Origin of the sequence: Nocardioides sp. URHA0032, assembly GCF_000620645.1 — a bacterium.
Taxonomy (GTDB): domain Bacteria; phylum Actinomycetota; class Actinomycetes; order Propionibacteriales; family Nocardioidaceae; genus Nocardioides.
This window is the reverse complement of the sequence record NZ_KK211159.1, coordinates 655,684-671,540: the sequence shown is the minus strand read 5'-3', so window position 1 is coordinate 671,540 and position 15,857 is coordinate 655,684. Positions and strand designations below refer to the sequence as shown.

Genomic DNA, 15,857 nt, shown 5'->3' with positions numbered 1-15,857 from the left:
GCATGTTGCCAGGCGGGTCATCCACAGCGTGGGCGGCGCCGGTTTCAGCGAACCACTCTCGGGCGCACCCTCTGTCCATGGTTGCGACCGATGACGACAAGCCTTTCCGCGGCGAGGTCCGCCTCGCCGGGCACCGCCGGGTCAGCCACGGGCTGGGGCGGCCGCTGCGGAGCGGGCTGACGGACGAGGAGGAGTTCGTCAGGGACCTGGAGGCCTATCTCCTGGTGCTGCCGAAGTCCGCCGTCTTCACCCACCTCACCGGGGCCCAGCTGCTCGGGTGGCAGCTGCCCCGGCTGCCGGAGCATGTCCCCGTCTTCGTGGCTGTCGACCTGGACGACCCACGCCCGAGACGGCACGGCCTGATCTGCTCACGGCTGGTTCGCGAGCGCAGGCCCGTCAAACGGGCCCGGTTGCCGGTCGAGGCACCGGAGGAGATCCTGCTGCGCGCCGCGCGGGACCTCGGACTCATCGACCTCGTGGTGCTCATCGACTCTGCCCTCCGTGTCGGCGACCTGGATCCGGACCGGATGACCAACCTGCTGGCGAGCGGGCGGCCGGGGGTCCGCATGCTCCGGGAGGCCTGGCGGCGAGCGACGGGGAAGAGCGACTCCGGCGGCGAGTCCGTCCTGCAGCAGTTCCACGTCGTCATGGACATCCCGTTCGTGCCGCAGGCGGAGATCCGCGACGAGGCCGGCCGGTTGCTCGCGCAGGCGGACCTCCTGGTCGAGGGCACGACCTTCCTGCACGAGTACGACGGCGCGCATCACCGCGGGCGGGACCAGCACCGGATCGACCTGCGTCGGGAGCGCGGGCTGACCGGGTCGCCGTACGTGCGCCGGGGCTTCGTCCTCGACGATCTCGTGAACCACCCGGGAGCCACGATGCACGAGCTCGATCGCGCGCTCGGGCGAACGCACGACGTACGACGACTCCGCCGGTGGCGGGCCCTGGTCGACAACTCGATGTACTCGGCCACCGGCCGCGAACGGATGATGAACCGCTGGCGCCGGCAGGACGGCATCATCGATTGGTCGAAGTCCGCGTGATGAAGCCCCGATTTCCTGCGGTTGGTGACCAAACCGCGACCAAGGGAGCCCCCGCAGTCGACATGCTGCGCCTAGGCTGAGGTCGTGGACCGGCGGATCTTTGGGATCGAGAACGAGTACGGCGTGACGTGCACGTTCAAGGGGCAGCGCCGGCTCAGTCCCGACGAGGTGGCCCGGTACCTGTTCCGGAAGGTCGTCAGCTGGGGGCGCAGCAGCAACGTGTTCCTCCGCAACGGTGCCCGGCTCTACCTCGATGTCGGCAGTCACCCGGAGTACGCCACGCCGGAGTGCGACGACGTCACCGAGCTGGTCACGCACGACAAGGCGGGGGAGCGGGTCCTCGAAGGACTGCTCCTGGACGCGGAGCAGCGGCTGCACGACGAGGGCATCGCGGGCGAGATCTACCTGTTCAAGAACAACACCGACTCGGCGGGCAACTCCTACGGCTGCCACGAGAACTACCTGGTCAGCCGGGCCGGCGAGTTCTCCCGGCTCGCCGACGTGCTGATCCCGTTCCTGGTGACCCGCCAGATCGTGGTCGGGGCCGGCAAGATCACCCAGACCCCGCGGGGCGCGAGCTACAGCGTCTCGCAGCGGGCCGAGCACATCTGGGAGGGCGTCAGCAGCGCCACGACCCGGAGCCGGCCGATCATCAACACCCGCGACGAGCCGCACGCGGACGCCGAGAAGTACCGCAGGCTCCACGTCATCGTCGGCGACAGCAACATGAGCGAGACCACCACCATGCTCAAGGTGGCCAGCTGCGACCTCGTGCTGCGGATGATCGAAGAGGGCGTCGTGATGCGCGACCTCACCATGGAGAATCCGATCCGCGCCATCCGCGAGATCTCCCACGACGTCACCGGCCGCCGCAAGATCCGCCTGGCGAACGGCCGCGAGGCGAGCGCGCTCGACATCCAGCAGGAGTACCTCTCCAAGGCCCGCGACTTCGTCGACCGCCGTGAGATCAGCACCCCGGTGATCGAGCAGGCCCTCGACCTCTGGGAGCGCGGCCTGAAGGCGGTCGAGTCAGACGACCTCGGGCTCGTCGACCGGGAGATCGACTGGGTGATCAAGTGGAAGCTCATCGAGCGCTACCGCGCCAAGCACGGCCTGCCGCTGGGCCACCCCAGGATCGCCCAGCTCGACCTCGCCTACCACGACATCCACCGGGGTCGCGGCCTCTACTACCTGCTCGAGAAGCGCGGCGCGGTTGCGCGCGTGACCACCGATCTGAAGATCTTCGAGGCGAAGTCGGTCCCGCCGCAGACCACCCGCGCCCGCCTCCGTGGGGAGTTCATCCGCCGAGCGCAGGAGCGGCGCCGCGACTTCACCGTCGACTGGGTCCATCTCAAGCTGAACGACCAGGCCCAGCGCACCGTGCTCTGCAAGGATCCCTTCCGCGCGTACGACGAGCGGGTGCAGCGCCTCATCGACGGCATGTGAGCGCCTGGAAAGTGCGCGGTTTGGTCACCAACCGCACGCCGGAGGCCCGAAAACGTGCGGTTGGTGACCAAACCGCGACACAACAGCCGCGCCGATCAGCGTCCCCTCAGGCACGCCGGATAGGGTGACCGCGCTGATGATGAACCCGATCCGATAGGTGAGCTCTGTGCCCCGACGTCTCCGACGCCTTCCCATCCTCCTGCTGCCGCTGGTCCTGGCCACCACCCTGGTCGCGTGCGGCTCGGGGGACGGCAGCGACTCCAGTGGCTCCGACGGGTCCAGCGGCTCCAACGACGCCGCGCTGCACGGCATCTCGATCACCGGGGACCTGGGCAGCGCGCCCGAGGTCGACTGGAACGGCAAGCTCGAGACCGACAAGACCGAGACCTCGGTCATCTCCGAGGGCGACGGCGACGAGATCGCCGAGGGCGACACGGTCCAGGCGTACCTGTGGATCGGCAACGGCTACACCCAGGAGAAGGCCTACAGCGACTACGACACCGGCCAGCCGGAGCCGGTGACGGCGAGCAGCGACCTCAGCCCGGTGTTCAAGGACGCCGTGCTCGGCCAGAAGATCGGCTCGCGGGTCGCCGTGACGACGACCGCCGAGGAGGCGTTCGGGGCCTCCGGGAACCCGAACCTCGGCATCGCCAACAAGGACACCGTCCTGATCATCGTGGACCTGATGGAGCCCTACCAGGCGCCCAAGCCGAAGGACGTCCCGTCCTCCCAGATGCCGAAGGTCGTCGAGAAGGGCGGCACGGTCACCGGGCTCGACTTCAGCGGCCTCGACAAGCCGGACCCGGACGGCGACCTGCTCCGCTCGGTCATCAAGCAGGGCAAGGGCAAGGCGGTCACCGAGGACTCGACGCTCACCGTGAACTACCTCGGCCAGGTGTACGGCGCGGACAAGCCGTTCGACGAGAGCTACTCCGGCAAGCCGGCGACGTTCTCGCTGCAGCAGGTCGTGAAGGGCTGGACCTACGGCCTGACCGGCCTCCACGTCGGCGACCGGGTGCTGCTGTCGATCCCGCCGGAGCTCGGCTACGGCGCGCAGGAGCAGAACGGCATCCCGGCGAACAGCACGCTGTACTTCGTCGTCGACATCCAGTCCGCCAAGTAGCAACCAAGTAGCAACCGAGTAGCAACGGGGCGCGGCAGCATGGTGGTGCAGAAGAGCGAGCGACTGCTCAACCTGCTCATCATGCTGCTCGTCCAGCGTCACTACGTCTCCAAGGACCGGATCCGCTCGATCCTCTACCCGGACTCGAGCACCGACGCCTTCGAGAAGATGTTCGAGCGCGACAAGGAGGAGCTCCGCAGCCTCGGCGTGCCGATCGAGGTGGGCAACATGGACGCCTACTTCGACGACGAGCCCGGCTACCGGATCCGGCCCGACCAGCTCGCGCTGCCCGACGTCCAGCTCACCGCCGACGAGGCGGCCGTCATCGGGCTCGCGACGCGGGTGTGGGAGCACGCCCGGCTGGCAGAGGCGACCACCGAGGCGGTCCGCAAGCTGACCGCGCTCGGGATCCCCACCGACGTGACCGCGCTCGAGATCGCCCAGCCCCGGCTGAGCGCCGACGAGCCGTCGTTCGACGTGTTCTGGGAGGCCGTCCAGGAGCGGACACCGGTGGAGTTCGAGTACCGCCGTTCCGGCGCCGCCTCGAGCCGCACCCGCCATCTCGAGCCCTGGGGCGTCGTGCGCTACTCCGGGCGCTGGTACGTCGTCGGCTTCGACACCGACCGCGGCGAGGAGCGGGTGTTCCGGCTGTCCCGCGTGCAGGGCGTCGCCCGCAAGAACGGGCGGCCCGGGTCGTACGACGTGCCGCCCGGCACCGACGTCCGGGCCACGACGGTCCGGCTCGCGCCGGCGCCGACGACCACCCGCGTCACCGTCCTGGTCCGGGAGGGCTCGGGCCTGGCCCTGCGCCGGGACGCGGAGGAGATCCAGCCCGGCGTCGACGGTCCGGACGACCTGACGGCCTGGGACCGCGTCGTCATCAGCCGGGGCGGCGGCGTCGGCGACGAGCTCCTCGGTTACGCGGCCGACGTGTACGTCGAGGAGCCCGCGCACGTGCGCGAGGAGCTGGTACGCCGGCTCACCGCGGCCCTGGAGCGCACCGCATGAGCACCTCGACGAGCTCGGGCGCCAAGGACCAGGTCGCCCGGCTGCTCACACTGGTGCCGTACCTGCACGCCCACGGCCAGGTCCGCCTCGACGACGCTGCCCGGGCGCTCGGCATCGAGCCGGACCAGCTGCTCGGCGACCTCAAGGTGCTGCTGATGTGCGGCCTGCCGGGCGGGTACCCCGACGACCTCATCGACGTCGACCTCGACGCGCTCGAGGGCCCCGAGGCCGACGGGGTGATCCGGGTGTCGAACGCCGACTACCTGGCCCGTCCGCTCAAGCTGACCCCCACCGAGGCGACCGCGATCATCGTCGCGCTCCGCGCCCTCCGCAGCAGTGCCAGCGAGCAGACCCGCGAGGTCGTCGACCGCGCGCTCGCGAAGCTCGAGGCCGCAGCCGCGGGAGGCTCCGCCGCGCCCCGGATCGACCCGGGGGAGGAGTCCCCCGAGCGACTCGACCAGGCCCGCCTCGAGGACGACCTCCAGGACGCTGTCGGCCGCCGGAGACAGGTCCGGCTGACCTACTTCGTGCCGTCCCGCGACGAGCAGTCCGAGCGGACCGTCGACCCCCGGGGCGTCGTCACCGCGCACGGCTTCCGCTACCTCGACGCGTGGTGCCACCTCGCCGAGGCGCCCCGGTTGTTCCGGCTGGACCGGATCCGGGCGGCCACCGTGCTGGACCAGCCGATCGAGACCGCCCCGGAGGGACCCCGGGACCTCAGCGACGGGTTGTTCACCCGCGCCAGCGACACCATGCCGGTCACCCTGGCCCTGGACCCCGAGGCGCGCTGGATCGTCGAGTACTACCCGGTCGAGGCGGTGCGCAGGAGACGTGGTGGCCGGCTCGAGGTCGACCTGCTGATCGCGGACGAGCGCTGGCTGCAGCGACTGCTGCTGAGGCTGGCGCCGCACGCCCGCGTGATCAGCCCGCCCGAGCTGCAGGTCCGGTTCCTCGAGCAGGCCCGCACCACCCTCAGCCTGTACGCCTGACCGGCGTACCATGGAGCACGCCCCACCCACGACAAGATGAGGTCACGATGCTCAACCCCTTGATCGGAATGCCCCAGGGAGCCGAGTGGCTCGTGATCCTGGCGATCGTGGTGCTCGTCTTCGGGGCGTCCAAGCTGCCCGACCTCGCCCGGGGCACCGGCCAGGCGCTGCGCATCTTCAAGGCCGAGACCAAGGGCCTGCAGGACGACGACGACACCGGCAAGGACACCGTGACCCCGCCGCCGCCGGTCGCACCGGCGCCGACCGAGCTGCCGCCCACCGCTCAGCAGCCCGGCGTGCAGGAGCCGATCCGGTCCGAGGACAGCCAGACCGACAAGCACAACGGCTGAGCCACCACTGAGTTGGCCCTCACCGGGATCCTCCGCCTCTTCTCCGGCAGGCCCGTCCATCCCGTCGGCGTCGACGGGCGGATGGCGTTGTCGGACCACCTGCGGGAGCTGCGCGCCCGCGTCCTGAAGGTCGCGTTGACCCTCGTCCTCGGGCTGGTCATCGCGCTGTTCTTCTTCGACCAACTCTACGACTTCGTCTACGGGCCCTACCAGGACGCCCAGGAACGGCTGCCGAAGGGCTCGAGCTTCGCCACCACCAGCGGCGCGGGCGGCGGCCTGATGCTGTACCTCAAGCTCTGCGGCTTCGCCGCGGTCATCGGCACCAGCCCGATCTGGCTGTACCAGATCTGGGCGTTCATCCTCCCGGGCCTGCACCCGAACGAGAAGCGCTGGTCCTACCTCTTCCTCGCCGTGGCCGGCCCGCTGTTCATGGTCGGCATCGTGCTCGGCTACGTCACGCTCCCCAAGGGCCTCGAGGTGCTGATCGGGCTGAACCCGCCGGGGGTGACCAACCTGGTCGACTTCAACGAGTACATGCAGTTCTTCTTCCGCACGCTGCTCGTGTTCGGCCTCGCGTTCGAGATCCCGGTCTTCGTGATCATGCTCAACCGCGCCGGGGTCGTGAAGGGCCGCACCCTCGCGCGCTACCGGCCGTGGATCATCGTCGGCATCTTCGTCTTCGCCGCCGTCGCGACGCCCTCGACCGACCCGTTCACGATGACGTTCATGGCCGTCCCGATGGTGGTCCTCTACTTCATCTCCGAGGTCGTCGCCCGCGTCCACGACAAGCGCCGGGAGGAGAACCGCCCGTTCTCCGACCTGTCGCCCGACGAGGCCTCACCGCTGTGACGCCGGTCGACCCCTTCGAGCTCCCCGAGTGGCTGGGGGAGTCCGACGTCACCTGGGCCGCGGAGTCGGGGCTCCGACGGGGGTACGCCGTGACCGGGGTGCTGACGGCCGCCGGCCACGACCCGCTCCCGTGCGACCTGCTCGCGGTCGACGAGGCCTACCCGTTGCCGGTGGCCGACGAGAAGGCCCGCCACGACGCCCACCAGGCCTGGCGGCACGGCCAGGTGCTCCTGGTCGAGGTCGACGACCGGCTCACCCTGGCCGTGCCCGGGACCGGGTTCACCGCGGACCTGGTGCTCGACGCCCTCGGCCGCCTGTCGAAGGCCGTCGGCTCGTCGGCGGAGCACTACACCGTCCTGTTGCGGATCGGCACCGCGAAGCCGTAGGTCACCACTAGTGTTCGCGCCGTGGAGCTCCACCAGATCACGCTGCTGACCAACCCGACGTCCGGCAAGGGCCGGGGCGCCCGGTTCCGCGACGCGGCCGCCACCCGTCTCCGCGCCGCCGGACTCGAGGTGCGGACCGTCGAGGGCCGCGACCCCGACGAGGCGCTCGACCTGGCCCGGTCGGCCGTCGCGGACGGCACCGATGCCCTGGTGCTCTGCGGGGGCGACGGCATGGTGCACATCGGCGTCCAGGCGGCCGCCGACACCGGCACTCCGGTCGGGCTCGTCCCGGCCGGCACCGGCAACGACGTCGCGCGATACTTCGACGTCCCGCGCAAGGACCCGGTCGCGGCTGCCGAGCGGCTGCTCGCCGGCACGGTGCGCACCATCGACCTGGCCCGGAGCGGCACCAGGTACTTCACGACCGTGCTCGCGGCCGGCTTCGACGCGATCGTCAACGAGCGCGCGAACCGGATGACGTGGCCCAAGGGCCAGATGCGCTACAACATCGCCACCCTGGCCGAGCTCCGCGTCTTCGAGCCGATCCCGTACACGCTCGAGCTGGACGGCGACGTGCGCACCTTCGAGGCGATGCTGGTCGCGGTCGGCAACGGCCCGTCGTTCGGCGGCGGGCTGCGGATCACCGAGGGCGCCGTCCTCGACGACGGGCTCCTCGACGTGGTGGTCATCAAGCCGATGAGCAAGCCGGGCCTGATCCGGACCTACCCGAAGCTGTTCAAGGGCACCCACGTCACCCACCCGGCGTACGAGCACCACCGGGTCCGCTCGGTCACCATCGCGGCCCCCGGGATCGTGTCGTACGCCGACGGCGAGCGGTTCGGCGCGCTCCCGCTCACCGTCGAGTGCGCCCCCGGAGCCCTGCAGGTGCTCGCGTAGGTTGGACGCATGACGGACCTCAGCCCGTCCGAGCGGTACTCCGAGTACCGCAAGCACCAGCGACACCCGGTGTTGAAGGACTTCCAGGCGCTCTACGACTTCCCGCTCGACGAGTTCCAGCTCGAGGGCTGTCGCGCCATCGAGGAGGGCCGCGGCGTGCTCGTCGCCGCCCCCACCGGGTCCGGCAAGACCATCGTCGGCGAGTTCGCCGTGCACCTGGCCATGGAGACCGGCCGGAAGTGCTTCTACACGACGCCGATCAAGGCCCTGTCCAACCAGAAGTTCAACGACCTGGTCGCGCGGTACGGGCCCGAGAAGGTCGGCCTGCTCACCGGCGACAACGTGGTGAACGGCGAGGCGCCGATCGTGGTGATGACCACCGAGGTGCTGCGCAACATGCTGTACGCCGGTTCGCGCACGCTCCTGGGCCTCGGCTTCGTGGTCATGGACGAGGTGCACTACCTCGCCGACCGGTCCCGCGGGGCCGTGTGGGAGGAGGTCATCATCCACCTGCCGGAGTCGGTGTCCGTGGTCTCGCTGTCCGCGACCGTCTCGAACGCCGAGGAGTTCGGTGAGTGGCTGCAGACGGTCCGCGGGGACACGCAGACGATCGTCGAGGAGCGCCGCCCGGTCCCGCTCTACCAGCACGTGATGGTGGGCCGCCGGATCCTGGACCTGTTCGCGAAGTCCGACGTCGACGCGGCCGCGGGCTTCGTCAAGGAGGGCGCCCCGGTCAACGACGAGCTGGTCAAGATCGCGCGCGACGACTGGGCCAGCTCCCGGATGCGGGACCGCCGCTCGCCGCGGGACCGCAACCGGCGCGCCACCAACAAGTACAACGTCGGCAACGGGCGCCGGGTCTGGATCCCGAGCCGCCCGGACGCCATCGAGCAGCTCGACCGGATGGCGCTGCTGCCGGCGATCGTCTTCATCTTCAGCCGGGTCGGCTGCGACGCGGCGGTCACCCAGTGCCTCAACGCCGGCGTACGCCTCACCTCGCCGGAGGAGCGCGACACCATCTACGCATACGTCGAGGAGGCGTGCTCGCACCTGCCGTCCGACGACCTCCACGTCCTCGGCTACCACGACTTCCTGGACGGCCTGACCCGCGGCGTCGCGGCCCACCACGCCGGCATGCTGCCGGCGTTCAAGCAGTGCGTCGAGGAGCTGTTCCTCCGCGGGCTGTGCAAGGTCGTGTTCGCGACCGAGACCCTGGCGCTCGGCATCAACATGCCCGCGCGCACCGTCGTCATCGAGAAGCTCTCGAAGTGGAACGGCGAGAGCCACGCCGACATCACGCCGGGGGAGTACACCCAGCTCACCGGCCGCGCGGGCCGGCGTGGCCTGGACACCGAGGGCCACGCCGTCGTGCTCTGGCAGCCCGGGATCGACCCGCGGCACGTCGCGGGGCTCGCCTCCACCCGCACCTACCCGCTCCGCTCGTCGTTCCGGCCGTCGTACAACATGGCGGTCAACCTCGTGCACCAGTTCGGCCGCGAGCGGTCCCGCGAGCTGCTCGAGCAGTCGTTCGCGCAGTTCCAGGCCGACAAGGCCGTCGTCGGGCTCGCCAGGCAGGTGCGCAAGGCGGAGGACGCCCTCGAGGGCTACCGCGACGCGGCGTCCTGCGAGCGCGGTGACTTCATGGAGTACGCCGAGCTCCGGCGCCGGATCAGCGACGTGGAGAAGGGCGCCAGCCGCGTCCGCAAGGCGGATCGCCGCGACGACGCGATGGAGTCGCTGCGGGCGCTGAAGCCCGGCGACGTGATCCAGGTGCCGACCGGGAAGTTCGCCGGCTATGCCGTCGTGATCGACCCCGGCTGGTCGCCCGAAGGCCCGCGGCCGTACGTCGTGACGGCCGACCGGCAGGCGCGCCGGCTCGCGATGATCGACTTCCCGACACCGGTCACGCCGCTGGCCAAGCTGCGGGTGCCGAAGAACTTCAACGGTCGCAACCCGCAGATGCGCCGCGACCTGGCCTCCGCGCTCCGCAGCCGCACGCACGACCTCGACCCGCCGCCGCCGTCCCGCACCTCCGGCAGGGGCGACCGGACCCGCACCGCCGCGGACGACGAGATCGCGGCGCTCCGGGAGCAGCTCAACGCGCACCCCTGCCACGGGTGCCCGGACCGCGAGGAGCACGCGCGCTGGGCGGAGCGGTACTTCAAGCTCGACCGGGACACGCAGACCCTGAAGCGGCGCGTCGAGCAGCGCACCAACACGGTGGCCCGCCAGTTCGACCGGGTCTGCGACGTGCTGACGGCGCTGGCGTACCTCGACGGCGAGCAGGTCACCGACCGGGGCCGGCACCTGATGCGGATCTACTCCGAGCTCGACCTGGTCGCGGCCGAGTGCATCCGGGTCGGCCTGTGGGACGACCTGGACGCCTCCGGCCTGGCCGCCGCGCTGTCCGTGCTGGTCTTCGAGGCCCGGCGGCCCGACGACGCCTCCTCGCCCCGGGTGCCGGGGGGCGGGGTCCGCGAGGTCGTCGCCGAGATGGTCAAGCTGTGGGCGGCGCTCGACGCGCTCGAGCGCGACCACCGGCTCGAGTTCCTCCGTCAGCCCGACCTGGGCTTCGCCTGGGTCGCGTACCGCTGGGCGGAGGGCGACGAGCTCGACGACGTGCTCATGGTCAGCGACCTCGCGGCCGGCGACTTCGTGCGCTGGATGAAGCAGCTGATCGACCTGGCCGGCCAGGTGGCGGACGCTGCGGGAGCGACACCGCTGCGGGAGACCGCTCGCGAGGTCGTCCGACGGCTGCGCCGGGGCGTGGTGGCCTACTCCTCGCTCGCCGACGACGAGTGACCGTCCCCGGCGCCGCGGACGGCACGCTCGACCGGGACGTCGCCGGTCACGAGGTTCCACTGCTTCCCGACGGTCCCGGGCTCGTCCAGCACGGCGGCGAGCACGGCCGCGACGTCCGCTCGGGGGACGTCGCCGTGGGTCGCGTCCGGGCCCAGGGAGACCGTCCCGGTCGCGGCGTCGTCGGTCAGCCGGCCGGGCCGGATGATGGTCCAGGCCAGGCCGCTCGCCCGGAGCGCGGCGTCGGCGTCCCGCTTCGCCTCGACGTACGCGCGCCAGACATCGCCGGTGTCGGCCGGCAGCGGGTCGTCGACGCCGATGGCCGAGACCTGCACGAACCGGTCGATGCCCGCCTTCCGCGCACCCTCGATCGACTTCAGGGCTCCCTCGAGGTCGACCGTCCGCTTGCGCTCGACGTTCCCGTCGGGGCCGCCGCCGGCCGCGAACACCACCGCGCCGCAGCCCTCGAAGGCCGCGGCGAACGCGCCGGTGCCGCCGCGCTCGATGTCGAGCAGGCGGACCTCGGCGCCGCGCTCCTCGAGCTCCGCGCGGTAGGCCTCGTTGCGCACCAGCGCCACCGGGTCGTGCTCCGAGCAACGGAGCACGTGGATGAGCTGTCGGGCCACCTGTCCGTGGCCCCCGACGATCGCGACCCGGGTCATGCCAACCACCGTACCGACGTCCCGCTGACGGCGTAGCGTGCCGGCATGCCCGACACTCGGACGGACCTCCTGGTCATCGGGGCCGGCCCCTACGCCTACGCCGCCGCGGCGTACGCACGCGACCGCGGCGTCGACACGCACGTGGTCGGGATCCCGATGTCGTTCTGGCGCGACCGGATGCCGCAGGACATGTACCTGCGCTCCGGCCCGGACTGGTACCTCGACGCGAACCGTGAGGACACCTTCACCGCGTTCTTCGAGGAGCGTGGACTCGACCCGGCCGAGCACGACCCGATCCCGATCTCGGTGTTCCTCGACCACACCGACTGGTTCGCCGCGCGGAAGGGGATCGTCGCCGACCAGCGACTGGTCGCCGACCTGACCAGGCCGAACGGCACGTTCGTGGCCGCGATGGCGGACGGCACCAGCATCGAGGCCGACAAGGTCGTCGCCGCACCCGGCGTCGGCTTCTTCGCGCAGCTCCCGGCCTGGCACGACCGCATCCCCGAGGCGCACCGCTCGCACACGGTCGACCGGGTGACCTTCGAGGACCTGTCCGGGGCGCGGGTGGCGGTCATCGGGGGCCGGCAGAGCGCGTACGAGTGGGCTGCGCTGCTCTGCGACCACGGCGCGTCCCGGGTCGACGTGGTGCACCGGCACCCGACCCCGGCGTTCGAGAAGGTCAGCTGGAAGTTCGTCGACGCCCACGTCGACCAGACGCTCGCGCACCGCGGCTGGTGGCGCGGCCTCACGGCGGAGGAGCGTGCGGCGATCGCCCAGCAGTTCTGGGAGGTCGGCCGGCTGACGCTCGAGCACTGGCTGGTGCCCCGGCTGCGCCCGGACGTCGTGACCAGCCACCCCGAGACCGCCGTGACCGCCGTCGCGGGGGACGGGCCCGTCACGCTGACGCTCTCCGACGGCTCGGCGCTCGAGGTCGACCACGTGGTGTTCGCGTCCGGGTACAAGCCGGACGTCGCCCGGGTTCCGTACCTCGGTGGCGTCCTCGACCGGATAGGCGTCACGGACGGCTTCCCCGACCTGTCCGAGGGGTTCGAGACCACCCTGCCCGGGCTCTACACCGTCGGCTTCCTCGCCACCCGCGACTTCGGGCCGTTCTACGGGTTCACCAAGGGCTGCCCGTCGGCAGCGAAGATCGTCGTCGACGAGATGCTGCGCTGAGGGTCAACCGGAGCAGAGCACCTCGGTCAGTCGCTGCACGGGACTCTCCAGGCCCCAGCGCTGACCGAGCTCGGCCACCCGCGGGAGGTCCTTCGGCTCGCGGGGGAGCGTCGTCGCGGGCGCGCCGAGGTCGAGGTCGCGGGCGACCGCGACGACCTGCGGGGCCACCTCGAGGTACGCCGCCGCCGCCTTGAGCCTGCCGCGCGGTCCCGGAGCCAGGTCGGAGCCCGGATCGAGGGCTGCCGCGATGATGCCGTCCATGTCGCCGAACCGCCCCAGCAGCGTCGCGGCGGTCTTCTCGCCGACCCCGGCGACGCCGGGCAGCCCGTCCGAGGCGTCGCCACGCAGCGTGGCGAAGTCGGCGTACTGCCGCGCGTCGACGCCGTACTTGGTGCGGACCCAGTCGTTGGTGACCCGCTCGTGGTTGCCGACGCCGCGGGCGATGTAGAGGACGCGGACGTCGCGCTGGTCGTCGACGAGCTGGAACAGGTCGCGGTCGCCGGTGACGATGTCGACGGGCTGGTCGGCCTGGGAGGCCAGCGAGCCGATCACGTCGTCGGCCTCGTAGCCGGCCATGCCGACAACGGTGATCCCGAACGCGTCGAGCACCTCGCGGATGATCGGCACCTGCACCTCGAGCGGGTCGGGCACCTCCTCCACGTCCGGCGCGCCCTCCCGCTCGGCCACCACGCGGTGCGCCTTGTAGGACGGCAGCAGGTCCACCCTCCACTGCGGGCGCCAGTCCTCGTCCCAGCAGCAGACCAGGTCGGTGGGCCGGTAGTCACCCACCAGCCGGGAGATGAAGTCGAGGAGCCCGCGGACCGCGTTCACCGGCGTACCGTCGGGTCCCTTGATCTCCGGCACGCCGAAGAAGGCCCGGAAGTACATCGAGGCGGTGTCGAGGAGCATCAGTCGTCCGGGCTGCGTCACGGACCAGATCCTGCCACGGGCCGCTACGCTCACCGCGTGACCCAGTCAGAGCTCGAGGCGACGGACCGGAAGATCCTGGAGCTGCTCGCCAACGACGGACGGATGTCGTTCACCGACCTCGGCAAGGCCACCGGGCTCTCCACCTCCGCGGTCCACCAGCGCGTCAAGCGGCTGGAGTCGCGCGGGCTGATCACCGGCTACGTCGCCACCGTCGACCACGCGCAGCTCGGGCTCCCGCTCACGGCGTTCATCTCGATCCGCCCGATCGACGCCTCGCAGCCCGACGACTCCCCGGAGCGGCTCCGCGGCGTCCCCGAGATCGAGTCCTGCTGGTCGGTCGCCGGTGACGAGTCCTACATCCTCAAGGTCCGCGTCTCGACCCCGACCGACCTCGAGGACCTGCTGGCCCGGATCCGCGCAGCCGCCAACGTGTCCACGCGCACCACCATCGTGCTCTCCACGCCGTACGAGGGCCGCCCGATCGGCTGACTCGTCGGCGAGGTCCGGGCTGCAGGGCCCGTGTCGTCCAGCAGCCTGCCGGGGGGTGCATGCACCGCGCCGCTGCCGCGGATTGGTCACCAACCGCAGATCGGGAGCGCTCCCACCTGCGGTTGGTGACCAATCCGCGTCATTTCCAGCAGCCCGGGGGCAGGCCGCCGGCCGCCGGTCACCAGGCCTGCAACGCCGCCGTACGACGCGATGCCTCGGCGACCTCGGCCGCCTTGAGGGCGGAGGAGTCGAGGTCGGCGTGCTGGGCCCACCACTCCTGGCCGGCTGCGGGGAGGGTGTGGATCGGGTCGTAGTACTCGTACGTCCTCGACAGCGCGTCCTCGGAGCTCGCCTCGATCGAGGTCCGGTAGTTCTTCGTCCAGTACGAGATGCCGCGCTCGGTGTCGTAGGCCGCGAGCTGGTGCACCCAACGCTTGCCGACGAACGGCACGTCGCAGACGATCCGCGGGGTCGCGAAGCCCGGCAGGTAGCCCATGATGTGGTGCTGCAGCTTCTGCGCGTCGGCGACCGAGACCCGCCAGTGCTCCGAGAACGGGATCATGTCGCACATGTAGAAGTAGTAGGGCATGATCTGCGCGCCGTCGAGGAGCCGGAAGCACAGGTCGAGCAGGGCGTGCGGGTCGGCGTTCACGCCGTTGAGCAGCACGCCCTGGTTGCGGACGTCGCGGATGCCCGCGTCCAGCATGGCGCGGGTCGCCTTCGCGACGAGGGGGGTGATCGAGTTGGCGTGGTTCGCGTGGGTGTGGATCGCGACCGACACGCCGCGCGAGCGCGACAGCGACCCGATCCGGGTCATGCCCTCGACGACGTCGTCCTGCAGCCAGTGGTGGGGGAGTCCCACCAGCGCCTTGGTGGCGAGCCGGATGTCGCGGATGTTCTCGATCTCCAGCAGCTGGGTGAGGAAGTCCTCGAGCCGCGGCCAGGGCATGTTCGCCACGTCGCCGCCGGAGACGACCACGTCGCGCACCTGGGGCGTACGCCGGAGGTAGTCGAGCATCTCGCCGAGCCGGTCGTTCGGCTTCCCGACGAACTTGAGCTTGTCGATGACCGCGGTCGAGTTGCCGACCAGGTCCATCCGGGTGCAGTGCCCGCAGTACTGCGGGCAGGTGGGGAGCAGCTCGGCGAGCACCTTGGTCGGGTACCGGTGCGTGAGGCCCTCGGCGACCCACATGTCGTGCTCGTGCAGCGAGTCGCGGGTCGCGTGCGGGTGCGAGGACCAGTCGGTGCGCCGGTCGGAGAACACCGGGATCATGTAGTGCCGGACCGGGTCGGCGTAGAACTCCTCGGTCAGCGACCCCGGGCCGGCGGGTACGGCGTGGGGCACCATCGTGTTCATCATCTGCGGCGGCACGAGCATCGACATCGTCGCCCGCTCGGCCTGGTCCCGCTCGAGGTCGGCGTAGAACCGCTCGTCGAGCAGGTCGCCCATCAGCTCGCGCAGCTGCCGGACGTTCTTGACGCAGTGGGCGCGCTGCCACTGCACCGACTCCCACTCCGCGGTGGTGACGTCCTTCCAGCCCGGGAACCGGGTCCAGTCCGGCTCGACGAGCTCGACACGCGCGTAGGGGTACGGCTGGCCCGAATCGTGCTCGATCAGCGAGGCGATGGAGGTCTCGATGCTCATTCCTCCACTGTAGGCGGCGATTCTCCGGCCTGTCGAATGCCACGCCGGAGAATCTTTCG

15 protein-coding genes are annotated in these 15,857 nt (G+C 71.0%); 12 read left to right on the top strand and 3 right to left on the bottom strand.

All coding sequences use genetic code 11. From position 1 onward, the window contains the following. Positions 1 to 77 precede the first annotated feature (77 nt). From N538_RS0117010 to N538_RS0116965, 10 genes are all read left to right on the top strand, one after another. On the top strand, positions 78 to 1,046 hold the full coding sequence (locus tag N538_RS0117010) for a hypothetical protein (protein ID WP_028638282.1): 969 nt from the start codon (positions 78 to 80) through the stop codon (positions 1,044 to 1,046). Positions 1,047 to 1,130: 84 nt separating this feature from the next. Further along, entirely contained in the window at positions 1,131 to 2,492 is a 1,362-nt protein-coding gene (gene pafA, locus N538_RS0117005; protein WP_028638281.1) for a Pup--protein ligase, read from the top strand. Positions 2,493 to 2,658: 166 nt separating this feature from the next. Next, positions 2,659 to 3,615 (top strand): FKBP-type peptidyl-prolyl cis-trans isomerase, encoded by a 957-nt coding sequence (locus N538_RS29105; protein ID WP_028638280.1) that lies wholly within the window; start codon positions 2,659 to 2,661, stop codon positions 3,613 to 3,615. Between the two features lie 39 nt (positions 3,616 to 3,654). Beyond that, positions 3,655 to 4,623: a helix-turn-helix transcriptional regulator gene (locus N538_RS0116995; RefSeq protein WP_028638279.1), complete on the top strand. Its 969-nt coding sequence runs from the start codon at positions 3,655 to 3,657 to the stop codon at positions 4,621 to 4,623. After that, on the top strand, positions 4,620 to 5,612 hold the full coding sequence (locus N538_RS25990) for a helix-turn-helix transcriptional regulator (protein WP_036570825.1): 993 nt from the start codon (positions 4,620 to 4,622) through the stop codon (positions 5,610 to 5,612). Before N538_RS0116995 ends, N538_RS25990 begins: the two co-directional genes overlap by 4 nt. Positions 5,613 to 5,659: 47 nt before the next feature. Further along, positions 5,660 to 5,962 carry a Sec-independent protein translocase subunit TatA gene (locus tag N538_RS27580; protein ID WP_081790533.1) on the top strand — a complete coding sequence of 101 codons (303 nt, stop codon included), beginning with the start codon at positions 5,660 to 5,662 and terminating at the stop codon, positions 5,960 to 5,962. A 12-nt stretch (positions 5,963 to 5,974) separates the two neighbouring features. Then, a complete protein-coding gene (gene tatC, locus N538_RS0116980; RefSeq protein ID WP_028638278.1) occupies positions 5,975 to 6,811 on the top strand; it encodes a twin-arginine translocase subunit TatC in 837 nt (278 codons plus the stop codon). Continuing rightward, positions 6,808 to 7,197 carry a hypothetical protein gene (locus N538_RS0116975; protein WP_028638277.1) on the top strand — a complete coding sequence of 130 codons (390 nt, stop codon included), beginning with the start codon at positions 6,808 to 6,810 and terminating at the stop codon, positions 7,195 to 7,197. Before tatC ends, N538_RS0116975 begins: the two co-directional genes overlap by 4 nt. A 21-nt stretch (positions 7,198 to 7,218) precedes the next feature. Beyond that, positions 7,219 to 8,094 carry a diacylglycerol kinase gene (locus N538_RS0116970; protein WP_028638276.1) on the top strand — a complete coding sequence of 292 codons (876 nt, stop codon included), beginning with the start codon at positions 7,219 to 7,221 and terminating at the stop codon, positions 8,092 to 8,094. A gap of 9 nt (positions 8,095 to 8,103) precedes the next feature. Next, complete coding sequence (locus tag N538_RS0116965; protein ID WP_028638275.1) at positions 8,104 to 10,896, top strand: DEAD/DEAH box helicase; 2,793 nt, start codon at positions 8,104 to 8,106, stop codon at positions 10,894 to 10,896. Here the strand turns inward: N538_RS0116965 and N538_RS0116960 are convergent. Further along, complete coding sequence (locus N538_RS0116960) at positions 10,869 to 11,555, bottom strand: SDR family oxidoreductase (RefSeq protein ID WP_028638274.1); 687 nt, start codon at positions 11,553 to 11,555, stop codon at positions 10,869 to 10,871. The genes N538_RS0116965 and N538_RS0116960 overlap by 28 nt on opposite strands. Positions 11,556 to 11,600: 45 nt before the next feature. Here N538_RS0116960 and N538_RS0116955 point away from each other — a divergent pair, with 45 nt between their 5' ends. Further along, a complete protein-coding gene (locus tag N538_RS0116955; RefSeq protein ID WP_028638273.1) occupies positions 11,601 to 12,734 on the top strand; it encodes an FAD-dependent oxidoreductase in 1,134 nt (377 codons plus the stop codon). 3 nt (positions 12,735 to 12,737) lie between these two features. Here N538_RS0116955 and N538_RS0116950 read toward each other — a convergent pair whose 3' ends face one another. Beyond that, positions 12,738 to 13,643, bottom strand: coding sequence for a 5'-3' exonuclease (locus N538_RS0116950; protein WP_036570822.1), 906 nt, complete (start codon positions 13,641 to 13,643; stop codon positions 12,738 to 12,740). 57 nt (positions 13,644 to 13,700) lie between these two features. Between N538_RS0116950 and N538_RS0116945 the strand changes: the two genes are divergently transcribed. Then, entirely contained in the window at positions 13,701 to 14,153 is a 453-nt protein-coding gene (locus tag N538_RS0116945) for an Lrp/AsnC family transcriptional regulator (protein WP_028638271.1), read from the top strand. A gap of 178 nt (positions 14,154 to 14,331) precedes the next feature. On the opposite strand, the gene N538_RS0116940 is transcribed toward N538_RS0116945, so the two are convergent. Next, positions 14,332 to 15,798 (bottom strand): KamA family radical SAM protein, encoded by a 1,467-nt coding sequence (locus N538_RS0116940; protein ID WP_028638270.1) that lies wholly within the window; start codon positions 15,796 to 15,798, stop codon positions 14,332 to 14,334. Positions 15,799 to 15,857 lie beyond the last annotated feature (59 nt).